20 protein-coding genes, 2 tRNA genes and 1 pseudogene are annotated in these 16,367 nt (G+C 28.1%); 14 read left to right on the top strand and 9 right to left on the bottom strand.

Annotated features, from left to right (window positions below):
• Positions 1-3 precede the first annotated feature (3 nt).
• Complete coding sequence (gene rsmI, locus QOR43_RS04970) at positions 4-822, bottom strand: 16S rRNA (cytidine(1402)-2'-O)-methyltransferase (protein ID WP_265133842.1); 819 nt, start codon at positions 820-822, stop codon at positions 4-6.
• Complete coding sequence (locus tag QOR43_RS04975) at positions 822-1,634, bottom strand: hypothetical protein (protein WP_265133841.1); 813 nt, start codon at positions 1,632-1,634, stop codon at positions 822-824. The genes rsmI and QOR43_RS04975 overlap by 1 nt, the downstream gene beginning before the upstream one ends.
• A 71-nt stretch (positions 1,635-1,705) precedes the next feature.
• Between QOR43_RS04975 and QOR43_RS04980 the strand changes: the two genes are divergently transcribed.
• The 10 genes from QOR43_RS04980 (at position 1,706) to QOR43_RS05025 (ending at position 7,973) form a co-directional block, all read left to right on the top strand.
• On the top strand, positions 1,706-2,170 hold the full coding sequence (locus QOR43_RS04980) for a MotA/TolQ/ExbB proton channel family protein (protein ID WP_265133840.1): 465 nt from the start codon (positions 1,706-1,708) through the stop codon (positions 2,168-2,170).
• A complete protein-coding gene (locus tag QOR43_RS04985) occupies positions 2,157-2,552 on the top strand; it encodes an ExbD/TolR family protein (RefSeq protein WP_265133839.1) in 396 nt (131 codons plus the stop codon). The genes QOR43_RS04980 and QOR43_RS04985 overlap by 14 nt, the downstream gene beginning before the upstream one ends.
• A gap of 3 nt (positions 2,553-2,555) precedes the next feature.
• Entirely contained in the window at positions 2,556-3,437 is an 882-nt protein-coding gene (locus tag QOR43_RS04990) for an energy transducer TonB (RefSeq protein WP_265133838.1), read from the top strand.
• A gap of 62 nt (positions 3,438-3,499) precedes the next feature.
• Complete coding sequence (locus tag QOR43_RS04995) at positions 3,500-4,702, top strand: methionine adenosyltransferase (protein ID WP_265133837.1); 1,203 nt, start codon at positions 3,500-3,502, stop codon at positions 4,700-4,702.
• A 68-nt stretch (positions 4,703-4,770) separates the two neighbouring features.
• The gene (locus tag QOR43_RS05000; RefSeq protein ID WP_265133836.1) at positions 4,771-5,082 is read left to right on the top strand and encodes an ATP synthase subunit I; all 312 of its coding nucleotides are present in this window, start codon (positions 4,771-4,773) and stop codon (positions 5,080-5,082) included.
• The gene (locus tag QOR43_RS05005) at positions 5,060-5,554 is read left to right on the top strand and encodes a phosphate-starvation-inducible PsiE family protein (RefSeq protein ID WP_265133835.1); all 495 of its coding nucleotides are present in this window, start codon (positions 5,060-5,062) and stop codon (positions 5,552-5,554) included. Before QOR43_RS05000 ends, QOR43_RS05005 begins: the two co-directional genes overlap by 23 nt.
• A complete protein-coding gene (locus tag QOR43_RS05010) occupies positions 5,551-6,321 on the top strand; it encodes a prepilin peptidase (RefSeq protein ID WP_265133834.1) in 771 nt (256 codons plus the stop codon). The genes QOR43_RS05005 and QOR43_RS05010 overlap by 4 nt, the downstream gene beginning before the upstream one ends.
• Positions 6,321-6,650 (top strand): winged helix-turn-helix domain-containing protein, encoded by a 330-nt coding sequence (locus QOR43_RS05015; RefSeq protein ID WP_265133833.1) that lies wholly within the window; start codon positions 6,321-6,323, stop codon positions 6,648-6,650. The genes QOR43_RS05010 and QOR43_RS05015 overlap by 1 nt, the downstream gene beginning before the upstream one ends.
• Positions 6,651-6,966: 316 nt before the next feature.
• On the top strand, positions 6,967-7,425 hold the full coding sequence (rfaE2, locus tag QOR43_RS05020) for a D-glycero-beta-D-manno-heptose 1-phosphate adenylyltransferase (protein ID WP_265133831.1): 459 nt from the start codon (positions 6,967-6,969) through the stop codon (positions 7,423-7,425).
• The gene (locus tag QOR43_RS05025) at positions 7,425-7,973 is read left to right on the top strand and encodes a CDP-alcohol phosphatidyltransferase family protein (RefSeq protein ID WP_265133830.1); all 549 of its coding nucleotides are present in this window, start codon (positions 7,425-7,427) and stop codon (positions 7,971-7,973) included. Before rfaE2 ends, QOR43_RS05025 begins: the two co-directional genes overlap by 1 nt.
• Here the strand turns inward: QOR43_RS05025 and dapE are convergent.
• The 7 genes from dapE to QOR43_RS05060 all read right to left on the bottom strand — a co-directional run bounded on the left by dapE (position 7,951) and on the right by QOR43_RS05060 (position 11,101).
• Positions 7,951-8,997 carry a succinyl-diaminopimelate desuccinylase gene (gene dapE, locus QOR43_RS05030; RefSeq protein WP_265133829.1) on the bottom strand — a complete coding sequence of 349 codons (1,047 nt, stop codon included), beginning with the start codon at positions 8,995-8,997 and terminating at the stop codon, positions 7,951-7,953. The genes QOR43_RS05025 and dapE overlap by 23 nt on opposite strands.
• A 5-nt stretch (positions 8,998-9,002) precedes the next feature.
• Positions 9,003-9,797 carry an IclR family transcriptional regulator gene (locus QOR43_RS05035; protein WP_265133828.1) on the bottom strand — a complete coding sequence of 265 codons (795 nt, stop codon included), beginning with the start codon at positions 9,795-9,797 and terminating at the stop codon, positions 9,003-9,005.
• Between the two features lie 36 nt (positions 9,798-9,833).
• Positions 9,834-9,909, bottom strand: a tRNA-Asp gene (locus QOR43_RS05040).
• A gap of 13 nt (positions 9,910-9,922) precedes the next feature.
• Positions 9,923-9,996, bottom strand: a tRNA-Val gene (locus QOR43_RS05045).
• A 31-nt stretch (positions 9,997-10,027) separates the two neighbouring features.
• A complete protein-coding gene (locus QOR43_RS05050; RefSeq protein WP_265133827.1) occupies positions 10,028-10,243 on the bottom strand; it encodes a hypothetical protein in 216 nt (71 codons plus the stop codon).
• 4 nt (positions 10,244-10,247) lie between these two features.
• Positions 10,248-10,475 (bottom strand): hypothetical protein, encoded by a 228-nt coding sequence (locus QOR43_RS05055; protein ID WP_265133826.1) that lies wholly within the window; start codon positions 10,473-10,475, stop codon positions 10,248-10,250.
• On the bottom strand, positions 10,472-11,101 hold the full coding sequence (locus QOR43_RS05060) for a uracil-DNA glycosylase (RefSeq protein WP_265133825.1): 630 nt from the start codon (positions 11,099-11,101) through the stop codon (positions 10,472-10,474). The genes QOR43_RS05055 and QOR43_RS05060 overlap by 4 nt, the downstream gene beginning before the upstream one ends.
• Before the next feature lie 259 nt (positions 11,102-11,360).
• Between QOR43_RS05060 and ligA the strand changes: the two genes are divergently transcribed.
• From ligA to QOR43_RS05080, 4 genes and pseudogenes are all read left to right on the top strand, one after another.
• Positions 11,361-13,427 carry an NAD-dependent DNA ligase LigA gene (ligA, locus tag QOR43_RS05065; RefSeq protein WP_265133824.1) on the top strand — a complete coding sequence of 689 codons (2,067 nt, stop codon included), beginning with the start codon at positions 11,361-11,363 and terminating at the stop codon, positions 13,425-13,427.
• The gene (locus QOR43_RS05070) at positions 13,424-15,193 is read left to right on the top strand and encodes a lytic transglycosylase domain-containing protein (protein ID WP_265133823.1); all 1,770 of its coding nucleotides are present in this window, start codon (positions 13,424-13,426) and stop codon (positions 15,191-15,193) included. The genes ligA and QOR43_RS05070 overlap by 4 nt, the downstream gene beginning before the upstream one ends.
• Before the next feature lie 2 nt (positions 15,194-15,195).
• Positions 15,196-15,849 carry a riboflavin synthase gene (locus QOR43_RS05075; protein WP_265133822.1) on the top strand — a complete coding sequence of 218 codons (654 nt, stop codon included), beginning with the start codon at positions 15,196-15,198 and terminating at the stop codon, positions 15,847-15,849.
• An 83-nt stretch (positions 15,850-15,932) separates the two neighbouring features.
• Positions 15,933-16,367, top strand: a pseudogene (locus tag QOR43_RS05080) (RNA-guided endonuclease TnpB family protein); the annotation flags it as partial.

The following is a 16,367-nucleotide window of genomic DNA, read 5'->3' on the forward strand; positions in this document are numbered from 1 at the left end:
TTTTTACTCCACAATTTTATTTACCAAATCATAAGCAAAATTCCTTTTTATACCAAACTTTTCAATAATCTCTTTTACTAAATCCTTTTTTGTTTTATTTTTTAAATTTTTTTTAATATAATTTTCTACTGCTTTTATATCAATATTTTCTTCTTTTTCCGGATAAGCTAATATAACAAACTCACCTTTTAATTTTTCTTTATTTTTTTCAAAAAAATCTATAATATCTTTCGGTTTTCCGTAAATATATTCTTCATGAATTTTCGTAAGTTCTTTTGCCACTACCATATCGCTATTTGGCATAATTTGATTATATATATATAATGTCTTCATTATTCTTTTTGGGCTTTCATATACAATAAATGTATAGCCTATTTCTTTATATTTTTTAAGCTCTTCTTTTATTTTTTTTGGATTTAAAAATCCTACGAATAAAAATTTATCAGAAGGAAGTCCTGATGCTGATAATGCTACTGCCCCGGCAAATGCTCCGGGAATAGCAACTACTTTAATATTATTTTCTCTTGCTTTTTTTACAACTTTATATCCGGGGTCTGAAATACAAGGTGTGCCTGCATCTGATATTAATGCTACATCTTCATTTTGTAATATCTTTATTATTTTTTCTGCTTTTTCTTCTTCAACCACATCATAATATGATATTAATTTTTTATTTGTTATACCATAAGCAGATAAGAGTTTTTTTGCAACTCTTGTATCTTCGCATGCTATATAATTTACAGAGTTTAAAACTTCTACTGCTCTATAACTAATATCTTTAAGATTTCCAATTGGTGTAGCAACGATATATAATGTTGGCATTATTTAATTATTTTATCATGTAGATTTTTATATCCGGTAAATATACCATTTTTATAAACTGCAACTTTACCATTTGGAAGATATATGTTAGTGTTTATCTTTTTTCCTATCTCTGTATTATTAATTTCTGCAAATTTTATATGTTTTTGGGCAAATGGTTCTAAATATGTTTTTGTATAAAGCTGAATATATCTACTTTCATCTAATATAGATAAAGTTATATCTTTTAAAGTTATTGGTGTATCGTTCTTTATTATATAAAATCCGGTTAATTTTTTATTGTCCATATCATATATATAAGAAACATCCCAACTTATATCCGATACCGGATATTTAATAAATATTGTTGCAGTTTTAGGTTTATCAGAGTTTAATTTTATAGTTAAATAAGGTGATGTTATTTCTTGCCATCTTAATGAAGATGATATTCTACTTGGGAATGTAGGAAGGGTTGTTACTACTATACCTGATTTTGTATCTATTGTAATAAAGCCATCTTTTATAGATACTACCGTTCCTCTTATTAATCTTCCATCACCTTCTATTGATACAGTTTTTCCTACTAAATTTTCTATGGTTGATTGTTTTGTAATGGATGATATATATCCTAAGATTTTTACATCATTACTTTTTATCATTAAAGCATCTGTTTTTGCATTAGGTAATAATGAAACAGGGCCTACAACACTTTCACCTTGAGCTACCAAAAATTCTGTTTGCTGTATGTATGTGGAATTGTTATTTTTACCTACAACTAACTCATTGGCAAAAGCAAAACTAACTAAGAATAAAAAAATAAAAATTTTCTTCATCTAAAACCTCTTTGAAATTAATCAGATATTATTATAAAATTATACAATAAATTAAATTTAGAGGTGGATTTATGAGTATAACACAGATTATTTTAAACATTGCCCTTATAGGTGGCGACCCTGTTTTGTATATTTTACTTTTGATGAGTATTATTACCGTAGCAGTAATTGTTGAAAGATTTATCTCTTATAAAGATATAGAAAAACATTTATCAGAATATAAAGATGAGATATCTTTAAGGCTTGATTTGGAAAAGCGGCTTGGTATTTTAGCAACATTTGGTAATAATGCTCCTTTCATAGGTTTATTTGGAACGGTTTTAGGTATTATAAAAGCTTTTCATGATTTAGGGCATTCTTCTGAGTTTGGCGTCCGTGTTGTTATGGCAGGAATATCTGAAGCTCTTGTAGCAACTGCTATGGGTCTGTTTGTAGCTATTCCATCTGTTATTGCCTATAACTATTTTGTAAGAAAAAGCAGGAAAATTTTAATGATTTACTCTGCTATGAAGGAGAAAACAAATGAAAATAAATGATGAAGAAAAAGAAATTTCCGAAATAAATATGACACCTTTTGTTGATATTATATTAGTTGTGCTTATTATATTTATGGCAACTGCTACCTTTATGGTAGAAGGGAAAATTCCTCTTGATTTACCAAAAGCAAAAACCGGAGAAGCAGGAAAAAATATAGAAAGAATAGAAATATCCATAAAGAAAGATGGCTCTATATATATTGCAGATAAAAAAGTATCTCCTGAAGAGTTAAAGCAAGAGCTGGAAAAAATAAAAAGCGAAAATAAAGTTGTAGCATTAAGGTCAGAAAAAGAAACACCATTTCAAAATGTTGTTACAGTAATTGATATTTGTAGGTCTGCAGGAATAGAAAAGTATGTTATTGAAACAAAAAAAGAGTAATAAATGAAGGATTTTATCACAAAAAATCTGTTTGGGATAAGTTTTGCAATATCAATATTTATTCATATCTTGCTTTTTGTTTCTCTTTATTTTTTATCGGTAAAACCTGAGAAACCACAAGAAGAAAAGGTTATAACAGTATCAATAGAAGAAGCTTTAAAATCTGAAAAACCAAGGCTTCCTAAGATAGAAAAACCAATTCCATCACTACCACAGGAAGAAATCAAAAAGCCAAAACCACCTGAAGAACCAAAGCCTGAAAAAAAACCGGAGATTAAGCAAGAAACAAAACCGGAAGAAGAACAAAAACCTAAACCAGAACAGCCTAAACCTCAAATAAAACTGGAACAATCAATAACTACTAATAAACAAACAAAACCGGAAGAAGAACAAAAGCCTAAACCAGAACAATCCAAACCTCAAATAGAGCCGGAACAATCAATAACTACCAATCAAGAAACGAAAAAAGAAGAAAAAATAGTATCACCAAAACAGGAAACAAAACCTACTCAACAACAGCCACAACAACCTATAGATATAACAAAAGGAAAAACAGATAAGTTTGAAACATTACCAAAAAAAGAGGAAGATATAGATGGATATCTTAAAGAGTTAATAAGATATTTAAATGAGGTTGCAAGGGAAAGAGATTTATATCCACCTCTCGCTAAAAGATTAAAAATAGAAGGAGAAGTGGTCGTTAGAGTAACAATTAATGAAGATGGAACTATTGATGAAAACTCTATAAAGATAGTAGAAGGAAGCGGTTATAATGTATTGGATAAAGGAGCAATAGAAATTTTGAAGAAATTATCACCATACAAAAAACCTCCTAAAAAAATAACCGTTGAAATTCCTATAGTATTCCAAATAATAAATATGTAAAGCAAAAAGCTCAAATTTATGATATTCTAATTATTTCAAATTTTTATATAGGAGGTATAAAATTGGCAAATATCGCTATCACTACCCTTGATTTTCAAAAAGTTTCAGAACAACCGGTTGAGATTGTTGAAAGAAAAGGGACAGGACATCCGGATACAATATGTGATGCATTAGCTGAAGAGCTGTCCATAGCTTTATCAAATCTTTACAGAGAAGAATTTGGAGCTATTATGCACCACAATGTAGATAAAGCCTTACTTATAGGTGGTATTGCTGACCCACAATTCAAAGGTGGTAAAATTATAGAGCCTATAGAGATATATTTAACAGGAAGAGCAATAGATGAAAAAGGAAATAAAAAATTACCGGTAAAAGAGCTTGCAATAGAAACAGCCCATAAATGGTTAAAGGAAAATATTCCAAATTTAGATATAGCAAATCATGTTATTATCCATCCTAAGTTAAAACCAGGAAGTAAAGATTTAGTAGAATTATTTGAAAGATTCCAGCTTAAAGGAGAAATTCCTTTGGCTAATGATACATCTTTTGGTGTTGGATTTGCTCCATTTTCAGATATAGAAACAATTGTTTATGAACTTGAAAGAGCTTTAAACAGTAAAGAATTTAAAAAGGAACATCCATATGTAGGAGAAGATATAAAAATAATGGGTGTTAGAAACAATGATAATATAAGAATAACAATAGCTATGGCTTTTGTTGATAAATATATAAATGATATAAAGGATTATGTAGAGAAAAAAGAGATTGTTACAAATTATGCATACTCAATAGCAAAAAAATTAACAACAAAAACTGTGGATATATTTATAAATACTGCTGACGATATAGATAATCAATCTGTATATATAACAGTAACCGGAACATCTGCAGAAGCAGGAGATGATGGACAGGTTGGAAGAGGAAATAGGGTTAATGGTTTAATCACACCTTATAGACCTATGAGTTTGGAAGCTGCAGCGGGCAAAAACCCTGTTAGCCACATAGGAAAAATTTATAATACGGCTGCAATGGATATGGCAGAAAGAATAGTAGCAGAAATAGAAGAAGTGGAAGAAGTATATTGTTATCTTGTTAGCCAAATAGGTAAACCAATTACAGAGCCACAAGTATGTGATGTTAAATTAAGAACATCAAAAGATATAAAAGGCATAGAAGAAAAAGTAAGAAAAATAGCCCAAGAAGAGATTGATAAACTCCCTGAAACTTGGAAAAAATTCTTAAATAGACATTTCAGATTATATTAATCTTTTTTACTATCCTCTCCTTTCGGAGAGGATTTTTGATATAATATCTTTCAAAAAAGAGGATTTTTATGGAGATTTTACTTTATACTCCTTTATTTTTTGTCGGTTTTATAGCCGGAATATTATATTTTAGTCATATGTGGAAATCTATACATACATTTGGAACAGACAAATCTAAGGTATTTCTTAGCATGATACTTAGAGTTCCTATTCCTATAATAGCTTCTTTTATTGGTTATTTTATAGCCGGATTAAATGGTATACTTTCTGTTTTAGCCGGATTTACAGTATTTCAAACAATTTTTTTAATAAAAAAATGTAAAGATTTAAAAAATCAAGTAGAAAAAGAATTTAGCAATGAAAATAACAACCAAAATTAAAGCAAAATTTAGCAGATTTATTGAAAATTTAAATAATAATCTTCTTTCTTTTTTTGAAGGATTTTATACTTTAACCCATCTATTTCTTGCTGTTGTATTGGTTGTAATATCTATTGGTATATTTGTTTGGTTTATTCATGATGTTATAGGATTTATAAAATCTTTATTCTCTTTTAAAGGAAATATTTCTTCTGCTGCTTTTAGATTGCTCGGTATTGCTATTTTACTTTGGCCATTATCAGGTCTTTTAAAAGCACAGATAGAACTCTTAAAAGGAAATCCTATCTCAATAACAATATGGATAGATATAGGTATATCAGGGGCTATAAGAGCAATTTTACTTACAACAGCAGAAGGTGGAGATATAAAAGAAAATTATTATTATATAGTAATAGCATTTGGTCTTGCTATTATTAGACTTTTAGTTGTGTATATGGAGTATCTTCAAAGGAAAGGAGAAGAAACAAAGTGATTTTAGAATATTTGGGGGCTTTTATTCTTGGTTTATCTGTAGGAAGTTTTTTAAATGTGGTGATATATAGAATGCCTATGGAAAAATCCATCATATACCCACCATCTTCCTGTCCAAATTGTGGATATAGATTAAAATGGTATGATAATATACCGATTATCTCTTATTTAATATTAAAGGGAAGATGTAGGAATTGTGGAGTAGAGATTAAAATAATCTATCCTTTAGTTGAACTACTTACCGGTATTCTTTTTGTTTTTGCATTTGCAAAATGGGGATTAACAATAGATTTTGTATTTTATGCTTATTTTATAGCATCTATGATAGCTATAGCATTTATTGATTTAAAACATTTTATTATTCCGGATAAAATTAATTTTGCCGGTATATTAATGGGATTTATATTTGCATATTTAAGACAGGATTTTACAGTTTTAGATGCTTTAATCGGTGGATTGGTAGGTTCATTATTTTTACTTGCTATTTATTTTCTTTATCTTAAGGTTAGAGGGATAGAAGGGCTTGGAATGGGAGATGTTAAGATGCTTGCTTTTGTAGGCACATTTACCGGATATTTTGGAAGTTTATTTGTTATATTTATAGGTTCTTTACTTGGTGCTATAATCGGGATTTTGCTTTTAAAAATTCAAGGAGAAAAAGATTTAACTAAAACTGTTTTACCTTTTGGTCCTTTTCTTGCAATTGCTTCAATAATATATATCTTTTTTGGAGAATATATAAGATCTTGGTTTTTTGGAGGTATGTGATGAATTACAAAATAAAATACAAGATATGGTTTGAAAAAGATGGAGAGATAGTAATGGGTCATGGTAGAGAAGAGCTTTTGAGAAAGATAGATGAGGTTGGCTCTATAAAAAAAGCAGCTGAAGAACTTGGGATAACATATAAAAAAGCTTGGGAATATATTAATGCAATGGAAAAAAGATTAGGTGTAAAACTATTAGAGACACAAAGAGGAGGAGCAAAAGGTGGTGGTTCTAAATTAACAAAAGAAGCAAGGAAAATTTTGGAAGATTTTAAAAGAGTTGAAAATGAGTTTGAAAAATTAAAAAATAAATTAGAAAAAAATGGATAAAAGGCAAATATATTTTGGATTTCTTTTTTCTGTTTTTATAATTATTGCAATTTTGATTTTACTTTTTAGAAAAAGCTCAAATTTAAATTTAGAAAATAGCTATATATTTATAATATCCCTTACTTCATTTATTTTGCCATTGCTTTTATTTTATAGAAAAAAAATCTCATTTATTAAACTCTGTTTAATCGGGTATATACCGGCAATTGTTGGTTTTATCATATCTTTAATTAATCAAAACTATTTTTATTTTTTTGTTGCTTTTCCTATTTTTGTATTATCTTATATAGTTATTATTCCTTTTGAGGAAAATTAGATGGAAGATTTTGTAAAAATTATTGAAGAAGAAAGAAAAAAAGGGAAGAAAATTGTTTTTACAAATGGCTGTTTTGATATAATCCATGCAGGACATGTTGATTATTTAGAAAAGGCAAAAAAACTCGGAGATTTTTTGGTAGTTGGTCTTAATTCTGATAACTCTGTAAAAAGATTAAAAGGAAATACAAGACCTATAAATCCTCAGGAATACAGAAAAAAAGTTTTAGAAGGATTAAAGGCAGTTGACCTTGTGGTTATTTTTGAAGAAGATACTCCGGAAAATCTTATAAAAGCTATAAAACCGGATATTCTTGTAAAAGGTGGAGATTGGAAAATTGAGAATATAGTTGGGGCTGATTTTGTAAAATCATATGGCGGTCAGGTATTAACAATTGATTTTATATACGATATATCAACATCTAAAATAATTAAAAAAATTTTGGAAAATTCAAAATAATGGGACTTGCAAATAAACTAACATTACTCAGAATTTTTCTTGTACCGGTTTTTATTATATTCATAGGATATAATGAACCTTTATATGCCTTAATTACCTTTTTGGTAGCCGGATTAACAGATGCCTTAGATGGTTATATTGCAAGGAAAAGAAATGAAGTTAGTTACTTTGGAAAAATTATAGACCCTATTGCAGATAAAACTTTAATAATATCTGCTTTTATATTCATATATAACTCAAATTTTATTCTTAAATTTCCTTTTTGGTTTGTTGTATTAGTAATAAGTAGAGATATCTATATTTTAGCCGGAAGTTTTTTAATTTATCTAATAAGAGGAAGCCTACAAATAAAACCATCTATTTTTGGAAAAGCAACAACATTTTTACAGATATTCATCGTTTTAATTGTTTTAACAATTAATATTTTTCCTCAGATAAAAGAGCTTTATTTTATTTATCAGATATTTTTATATTTAACTACAAGCTTTATAATTATATCCTTGCTTCATTATAGTTATGAAGGTTTTAATCAGATAAAAAATTACTGAGTATTTCGTAATTTCTTTTAACTGAATCTATTGAGACATACTCATTTTTTTGATGGGCTTGTGCTGTATCTCCCGGTCCAAAATTTATTGCATCTATATTATATTGGGACAATCTTCCTACATCTGTCCATGCTTGCTTTGCTTCAATTGGAAGATTATATTTTGATATAAAATCTTTTAATATCTGATTATCAAGAGGAACTTTTCCGGAAGGAGATATATCTGTAAATTCTACTTTTGCTTCATTATTTACTATATCCAAAAGCTCTTTTTTTGCTTGCTCTATACTTTTTCCGGGAGCGAACCTATAATTTACATTTATCTCAAATTTATCAGGGATTATATTTCTTCCACCGGAATAATTCACCATTGTTGCATTCATAACTTCATAATAGCTAAGTCCATAAAATTCAACTTTTCTATATCCAAAATTTGCCAATCTTTCTAAAAATTTATATGATTTATGAATAGCATTTTCTCCTTCCCAAGGTCTTGCAGAATGGGCTCTTTTTCCTTCAAAAATTACCCATGCATGCATTGTTCCAAGACATCCAACCTGTATTTTATTATTAGTTGGTTCAAGGGCTATTGCTAAATCAGATTTTTGTATAATATCATAATTTTGAAGAAGAGGTTCTAAACCATTCTCAACATAAGGACCTTCTTCTTTTTCATAAAATACATAAATTAGGTTATATTTTGTATTTTTTAAGTTTTCTATCAGGGACATCATTACTGCTAAACCGGATTTCATATCACTGGCACCAAGGCCATATATCTTTCCATCTATAATTTGACCTGTAAAATCATTTATTCCCGGAACAGTATCAAGATGTCCCAACAATGTTATTGTTTTTTTTGATTTATCTAAATCTTTAAAAAATATGATAGAATTATTATATCTTACAATATTTCCTTCAAATTTTTTTAAAAAATTTTCTACATAATCTGCAATCTCTTTTTCATTTCCTATAACAGAAGGTATTTTGACTAAATCAACAAGATAATTTATAAGATTTTCCATATCTTTTACTCTAAGAATAATTCTTTTGAGTATCCAAGCTTTTCCGATAATTGATTTGCTGTATCTATAAATAAATCTTTTATTTCTGTAAGTAATTTATCAAAAGATATTCTATAAGCCGGAAAAGATAAAGTTACTGCTGCTATAACTCTACCGGTATAATTTCTAACTGGTACAGATAAACATCTTACTTCTTTTTCCCATTCTTCATCATCTATTGCAAAGCCATTTTTTTTCACTTCTTGCAACTGCTTAATTAATTTTTCTTTATCTGTTATTGTGTTTTCTGTATATGGAACAAATTTAACTTCTTTAAAAAATTCTTCCAATTCTTCCGGTTCCATATCTGCAAGATGAACTTTTCCTGAAGCAGAAGCATACATAGGAAGCAATCTTCCAACCCGTGATTTAACAACTACAGTTCTATTTACTTCATAAGCATCTATATATACTATTTCAAAACCTGAACGAATTGCTAAATAAATATTTTCATTTACTGTTTCACTTAGTTTTTGCAAATAAGGTTTCGCTATATCTCTTATTTCTGTATGTGATAGATAAGAATGACCGATTTCAAAATTTTTTATACCAAGATAATAAACTTTTTTCCTTTTGTTAAAATCTACATATCCTCTTTCTATTAAAATTTCTATGATTTTTTCTATTTGATTTGAAGATACATTGAGTTTTTCTTCTATTTCTTTTAATTTTAATGGGGCTTTTTTGGCAAGAAGTAGCAAAATGTCAAAAGCTATATCAACATGCTGAACTATATAATCTGTTTTTTCTCTTTTTTTCAAATTTTTTATTTCCCCGAGGCTATTTTTTGTTAAAAGCGGAGCCGACGGGATTCGAACCCGCGACCTCCTGCGTGACAGGCAGGCGTTCTGGGCCGAGCTGAACTACGGCTCCGTTTTATTTATAGTGGGCGGTAGAGGAGTCGAACCTCTGACCCCCTCCTTGTAAGGGAGGTGCTCTGGCCAGCTGAGCTAACCGCCCAAATGCGAGTAAATATATTATACCAAAACTTTTATTCTGTCAAGTATTTTTCTTTAAGATTTATATCATACTTGATATTTCTAAACCAGATGATTGCTTCTTCTTTTGTATCAAAAGTTTTAGATTTAAAAGGATGTTCATATTTTGTAAAAAATAACCATATATATTTACCATCTTCTTCTACTAACTGGACTGCTGATAAATTCTTTGTATATATCCATAAATTCTCATTTATCTCTATAAACATATTTTTATCCTTCTTTTTGATGAACCTCTTTATGCTTTTTTCTAAGCCAATTAAAGAATGTTAAAGCTAAAATAATAAGAGAGACAGTCGCCCCAATAGATTTAGCTATTAATAAATCTGTATTATAAATTCTATATATAGAAAACCATATAAAAATGTAAGTAAGGTATAAACCATACAATAATAATGCTATTGAAAAACCTTCCCATAAAACTTTTGTAATTATATTCATCCATCACTCCTTGCTAATTCTACTACTTTTTTAATATCTTCAAAAAATGTTCCTTCTTCTTTTGGATTTCTAAGTACATAAGCAGGATGATATGTTAAAAAAACTTTTTTTCCTTGCCATTCTAATATTTTACCTCTTTCTTTAGTTATTTGCACTTCTCTTTTTAATATTCCCCTACATGCAGTAGCACCAAGTAAACATAATACAGATGGATTTATAATCTCTATCTGTCTTAATAGATATGGAAGACATGCTTCCTGCTCTTCTATTGTTGGTGTTCTGTTGTTTGGAGGTCTACATTTATTTATATTTGCTATATAAACATCTTCTCTTTTTAGACCGGCATTTTGTATTGCTTTTGTTAAAAGCTGACCGGCTCTTCCTACAAATGGTCTTCCAAGCCTATCTTCATCTGCTCCCGGAGCTTCTCCTATAAACATTAATTTTGCATCCGGATTTCCTTCACCGAGTACTGCTTGGGTTCTACTTAAATGCAAATCACATTTTGTGCATTTTTGAATTTCTTCATTTAGTTGTTTTAATAGCTCTTCTTTTGTGTTTTTCACAAATATTTCTTCAAATCCAAGCTCTTTTAAAATTTTTAAATTATTTTCTAAATTCTCCATTAAGAAATTTTATCATAAGATTTATTAAATATAAACTGTCCTATTGGTATTGCATGTAATAGATGAAAAATTATAGAAGTCGCAATACTTATCTTTTTGTAGCCCATATTTATCTCTCTTTTACCTGTATCTATATTTTATCATCTATTGTGCTAAATACCATTTTTAATATTTAAGTTGCATAAAAGATAACAACGGATTAAAATAAAAGATATAAAGAAACTACCGAAAAATAAATATAAAAAAGAGGTGTAAAAAAATGTATACTCCGGAAGAAGAAAAAAAACTGATAGAAAAAACTTACGAATTTTTAAAAATTAAGGATATAGACCAAGTTAAAGACAGGATAGAAGAACTCAGAGAAGTTATTAGATTTCATGATTATAGATATTATGTTTTAGCACAGCCGGTAATATCTGATTATGAATATGACAAATTATTTAAATTATTAAAAGATGTAGAAACTAAATATCCGGAGCTTATTACACCTGATAGTCCAACCCAAAGAATACCTTCCGAAATAACAAAAGTTTTCCCTCAAGTTAAACATCTTGCCCCTATGTTATCTCTTGATAACTCATATAATGAAGCAGATTTAAGAGATTTTGACAGAAGGGTAAGAGAGCTTACCGGTCTAAATAAAATAGAGTATGCCGTAGAGCCAAAATTTGATGGAGCAGGAATATCTCTTTTATACGAAAATGATTTATTTGTAAGAGGAGCAACAAGAGGAGATGGTATTGTTGGAGATGATATAACAAATAATCTAAAAACAATTAAGACCATACCATTATCTGCAAAATTTTCAAAATATGGTATAAAAAAAATAGAAATAAGAGGAGAAGTATTAATAAGAAAAGATATATTTAAAAAGATAAATGAAGAAAGATTAGAAGAAGGACTGCCTTTATTTGCAAATCCAAGAAATGCGGCAGCCGGTTCAATTAGATTACAAGACCCAAAAGAAGTAGCAAAAAGAAATTTAGAAGCATTTGTTTATCAGGTTAGCTATATAGAAGGAAATAAACTAAATAAACATTCCGAATATATTCAGATGCTACATAATCTTGGATTTAAAACTCCTTATGAAGTTATGAAAGTTTGCAATGGAATAGAAGAAGTAATTGATTATTGTAAAGAATGGGAGAAAAAAAGAGAAAGTTATCCTTACGAAATAGATGGTATGGTAATAAAAGTAAATGATACAAACCTTTATGATATACTTGGCTTTACATCTCACCATCCAAGATGGGCTATTGCATTTAAATTTAAAGCAAAACAAGCTACAACAAGATTGATTAATGTTATATTTCAAGTTGGAAGAACCGGAGCAATCACTCCCGTTGCCAAACTTGAGCCTGTAGAAATAGGAGGAGTTATTGTTTCTTCTGCATCATTAATGAATGAAGATTTTATTAGAGAAAAAGATATAAGAATAGGAGATTTAGTATTAGTAGAAAGAGCCGGTGATGTTATACCTTATATAGTTATGCCTATAAAAGAAGCAAGAACAGGTAATGAAAAACCAATAGTATTTCCGGAATACTGCCCATCCTGTGGTTCTAAGCTAGTAAAACCTGTAGGAGAAGCTGTTTGGAGATGTATAAATATAAACTGTCCTGCACAGGTAGTAGAGAGAATTATACATTTTGCATCAAAAGATGCAATGGATATAAAAGGACTCGGAGAAGCCACCGTAAAAAAATTTTATAAACTTGGACTTTTAAAATCAATTGCTGATATATATAGACTGGACTTTAATAAAATTAAACTACTGCAAGGATTTGGAGAAAAATCAGTTTCAAATTTAAAAAAAGCAATAGAAGAATCTAAAACAAGACCTTTATATAGATTAATCTATGGACTTGGAATAAGATATGTGGGAGAAACCACTGCAAAAACCCTTGCTAACCATATAAATTGTTTAGAAGATTTAAAAAATTGGACAGTTATAGATTTAATGAAACTACAAGATATAGGAGATAAGGTTGCAAACTCTATTTATCAATTTTTCCATAATGAAAATAATATAAAATTAATAGAAGAACTAAAAGAGCTTGGAGTTCAAACCTGTAAGCAAGAAGAGAAAAAAGAAGGAAAATTAAAAGGATTGGTATTTGTATTTACAGGAGCCCTTGATTGTTGCAGTAGAGAAAAAGCTAAAGAAATAATAGAATCTCTTGGAGGAATTGTTCTTGATAGCGTATCCAAAAAGGTAAATTATCTTGTTGTAGGAAAAGAACCTGGTTCAAAGCTTGAAAAGGCTAAAAAAATACCAACAATAAAAATAATTGATGAAAAACAGTTTTTAGAGATGATAAAATGAAAAAAATTATATTATCTATATTTATAACAACAAATATATTCGCTTCTGAAGGAGATTTTATAAAAAAAGCATGGGATAACATCAAAGAAGATAACCTTCAATCTGCCAATATCTATCTTTCAAATATAAAAGAAGGAAATCCTTTCTATTTATATAGACTTTATTTAGAAAGCTCATTAAAAGATATACCAAATGAAAAAATATTTGATATTATTAAGCAAAATAGAAATTTTGCTATATCTTCATACATAGCTTTAAAATATGCATCAATAAATTTTTATAACAATCAGTATAAAGAGGCTTTGAAATTTATAGATTTAGTAGATAAAGATGCATTATTTGATGATGATATTCCTTTTTATCTTTATTTAAAATCTCAGATTTATGAAAAAAATGGATATGATGCTTTTAATATAAAAAAAGAGCTTGCCACAGAATATATAAATGATAGATATTATGGCTATCAAACATATATGGATATATATCCGGATTTATCGGAAGAAGATAAAATAAAAGCATTAGAAAATCTTATAAAAAAAAGAATGAAGGAAAGAGCGAAATATGTATTAAATACTTTTCCGGAAACAGATGCAAAATATTATTACCAGATAAAACTTGGTGTTGGAGATTACAATAAGATATTTGAAAAGATAGATAAATCTTCAATTTATTATAAAAAGGCAATTATTCTTCTTGTAAGCAAAGAAGATAAATATTACAGATTATATCTTGAAATTATAAAACCAACAAAAGAAGAAATAGAAAAAGATTATTTTAATAACCTTGAAAATGCATTTTTTAAGAAAGATTGGAAAACATTTATAAATTTTTATCAAAAAATAGATAAAAGCTCTAAATATTATCCGGATGCTGTTTGGTATTACTTTTTATATCTTTATAGAACTGATAGATACGAAGAAGCCAAAAGCTATCTACTTGATAATATAGATTTAATAAAAGACAAATCAAAAGCTTACTACTGGCTGTATCTTGTTTCTAAAAAATTAGGAACTGAAAATATATCTTATTTAAAAGATATAGATTTTAGCAATGATTTAATTAAACTTTCTTTTTATGATATATATGCAAAAAGTTTGATACAGCCTGAGAACATTAAAAAAGTTTCATACACAATGCCAAAAATTAAAAATATTTATCTAAATCAAAATTTATCACTTATAAAAGAATTAAAAGATATAAATTTATATAAATGGGCTTATATTGAAAGTAGATATTATCTTAAAAAAACCGGAGATTTAAAAAATCTATATTCAGTATCACCTGAAGTTGCAGTTAGACAATTACCGAAAGATAAAATAGAAAGTTTTCCAAAACCTTTTAATGTGAAAGATAAAGATATGGAGAATCTTATTTATTCTATAATGAGACAAGAAAGTTATTTTAATCCTTATGCAATATCAAGGTCAAATGCTATAGGACTTATGCAGTTTATACCATCAACAGCAAAATGGATGGCTCAAAAACTTGGATATAAGCAGTTTGATATTACATATATGTTTGAACCAGAAATTAGTATTGAGTTTGGCAGAGCGTATCTATCCCACCTGATAAATCTATTTGATGGTAATCTAATTTATGTAGTAGCATCTTATAATGCCGGAGAAGGTAATGTTAAAAGATTTTTAAATTCGGAAAATATAACAGACCCGGTAGAATTTGTTGAGTTTTTCCCTTATGCAGAAACAAGAGATTATGTTAAAAAGGTTCTAAAAAATCTTTATATTTACAAAAATATAGAGGAATAAAAATGTTTACCGGATTAATAGAAGAAGTAGGAAAAGTTGAAAATATAAATAATAGTTATAAAGATATGAAACTTAGTGTAAAAGCAGATAAAGTTTTAGAAAATACAAATATAGGAGATAGTATAGCTGTAAATGGTGTTTGTTTAACAGTTATTAATATTCAGAACAAAAATATAACATTTGATGTCTCAAATGAGACTTTAAACAGAAGCAATTTAAAATTTTTAAAAATAGGTGATTATATCAATCTTGAAAGGGCATTAAGATTATCTGATAGACTCGGAGGGCATATTGTTCAAGGTCATGTTGACACCATAGGAAAAATAGCTACTATGAAAAATTTCGGTAATCATACAGAGCTTATTATAGAAATTCCGGAGGATTATAAATATTTTGTCATAGAGAAAGGTTCAATAGCAATAGATGGCATAAGCTTGACAATTAACTATATACAAAATAACAAAATATCAATAAATATAATACCCCATACATATCAAAATACCAATTTAAAATATAAAAAAGTTGGGGATTTTGTTAATATTGAGTTTGATATTCTCGGTAAGTATGTATTAAAATTTATATCCGGAATAGACATAATAAAATCAAAAGATGAGAAGTTAAAGGAACTACTAAATGAGCTAACAACAGCACCTTGATTTTTTAATCATATTTATCTATAATTACAGCATGAGAAAATTATTAAGAATTAGAAAAGCATCACCAATAAGGTTTAGTTGAAATGAGTAGTATAATCCTATCATATAGCCTAACCCTACCACAAAGCATATATCCACATTTAGATTATCTAATCTCAATAAACAAAAGAAAGATAAACAACTGGATAAATAATTTATGGAACAATGAAATATTAAATAAATTAAAACAAGCAGGAAAAGCATTAACTATTCTAAAAAAAGATATAAAAAATGAAGAAAAATGGATACCATCAAGAGTATATAGAAACTCATTAGAATTAACCGGACAGATACTTCGCTCTCAAATAGAAAGAAAAGAAATATATGAATTTATGGTAAATCATCCCTGCACTATATTTTGGAATGAAAATTATTTAGCAGACCATCTACAAAAATCACCATTATTTGTATTAAACATACAAAGACAGATAAAAAAACAATTTAAAAAAGGATATATAGAAAAAGATTATCTTAAAGCA

The sequence above is a fragment of the Venenivibrio stagnispumantis genome (assembly GCF_900182795.1).
Classification (GTDB): domain Bacteria; phylum Aquificota; class Aquificia; order Aquificales; family Hydrogenothermaceae; genus Venenivibrio; species Venenivibrio stagnispumantis.

Bases quoted from the DNA above. Each gene is read 5' to 3' on its own strand.
- QOR43_RS04980 (WP_265133840.1), top strand. From the start codon at position 1,706: ATGAGTATAACACAGATTATTTTAAACATTGCCCTTATAGGTGGCGAC.
- ligA (WP_265133824.1), top strand. From the start codon at position 11,361: ATGTATACTCCGGAAGAAGAAAAAAAACTGATAGAAAAAACTTACGAA.
- dapE (WP_265133829.1), bottom strand. From the start codon at position 8,997: ATGGAAAATCTTATAAATTATCTTGTTGATTTAGTCAAAATACCTTCT.
- QOR43_RS04985 (WP_265133839.1), top strand. From the start codon at position 2,157: ATGAAAATAAATGATGAAGAAAAAGAAATTTCCGAAATAAATATGACA.
- QOR43_RS05050 (WP_265133827.1), bottom strand. From the start codon at position 10,243: ATGTTTATAGAGATAAATGAGAATTTATGGATATATACAAAGAATTTA.
- rsmI (WP_265133842.1), bottom strand. From the start codon at position 822: ATGCCAACATTATATATCGTTGCTACACCAATTGGAAATCTTAAAGAT.
- QOR43_RS04975 (WP_265133841.1), bottom strand. From the start codon at position 1,634: ATGAAGAAAATTTTTATTTTTTTATTCTTAGTTAGTTTTGCTTTTGCC.
- QOR43_RS05015 (WP_265133833.1), top strand. From the start codon at position 6,321: ATGAATTACAAAATAAAATACAAGATATGGTTTGAAAAAGATGGAGAG.
- QOR43_RS05060 (WP_265133825.1), bottom strand. From the start codon at position 11,101: ATGGAGAATTTAGAAAATAATTTAAAAATTTTAAAAGAGCTTGGATTT.
- QOR43_RS04990 (WP_265133838.1), top strand. From the start codon at position 2,556: ATGAAGGATTTTATCACAAAAAATCTGTTTGGGATAAGTTTTGCAATA.
- QOR43_RS05025 (WP_265133830.1), top strand. From the start codon at position 7,425: ATGGGACTTGCAAATAAACTAACATTACTCAGAATTTTTCTTGTACCG.
- QOR43_RS05075 (WP_265133822.1), top strand. From the start codon at position 15,196: ATGTTTACCGGATTAATAGAAGAAGTAGGAAAAGTTGAAAATATAAAT.
- rfaE2 (WP_265133831.1), top strand. From the start codon at position 6,967: ATGGAAGATTTTGTAAAAATTATTGAAGAAGAAAGAAAAAAAGGGAAG.
- QOR43_RS05055 (WP_265133826.1), bottom strand. From the start codon at position 10,475: ATGAATATAATTACAAAAGTTTTATGGGAAGGTTTTTCAATAGCATTA.
- QOR43_RS05070 (WP_265133823.1), top strand. From the start codon at position 13,424: ATGAAAAAAATTATATTATCTATATTTATAACAACAAATATATTCGCT.
- QOR43_RS05000 (WP_265133836.1), top strand. From the start codon at position 4,771: ATGGAGATTTTACTTTATACTCCTTTATTTTTTGTCGGTTTTATAGCC.
- QOR43_RS05005 (WP_265133835.1), top strand. From the start codon at position 5,060: ATGAAAATAACAACCAAAATTAAAGCAAAATTTAGCAGATTTATTGAA.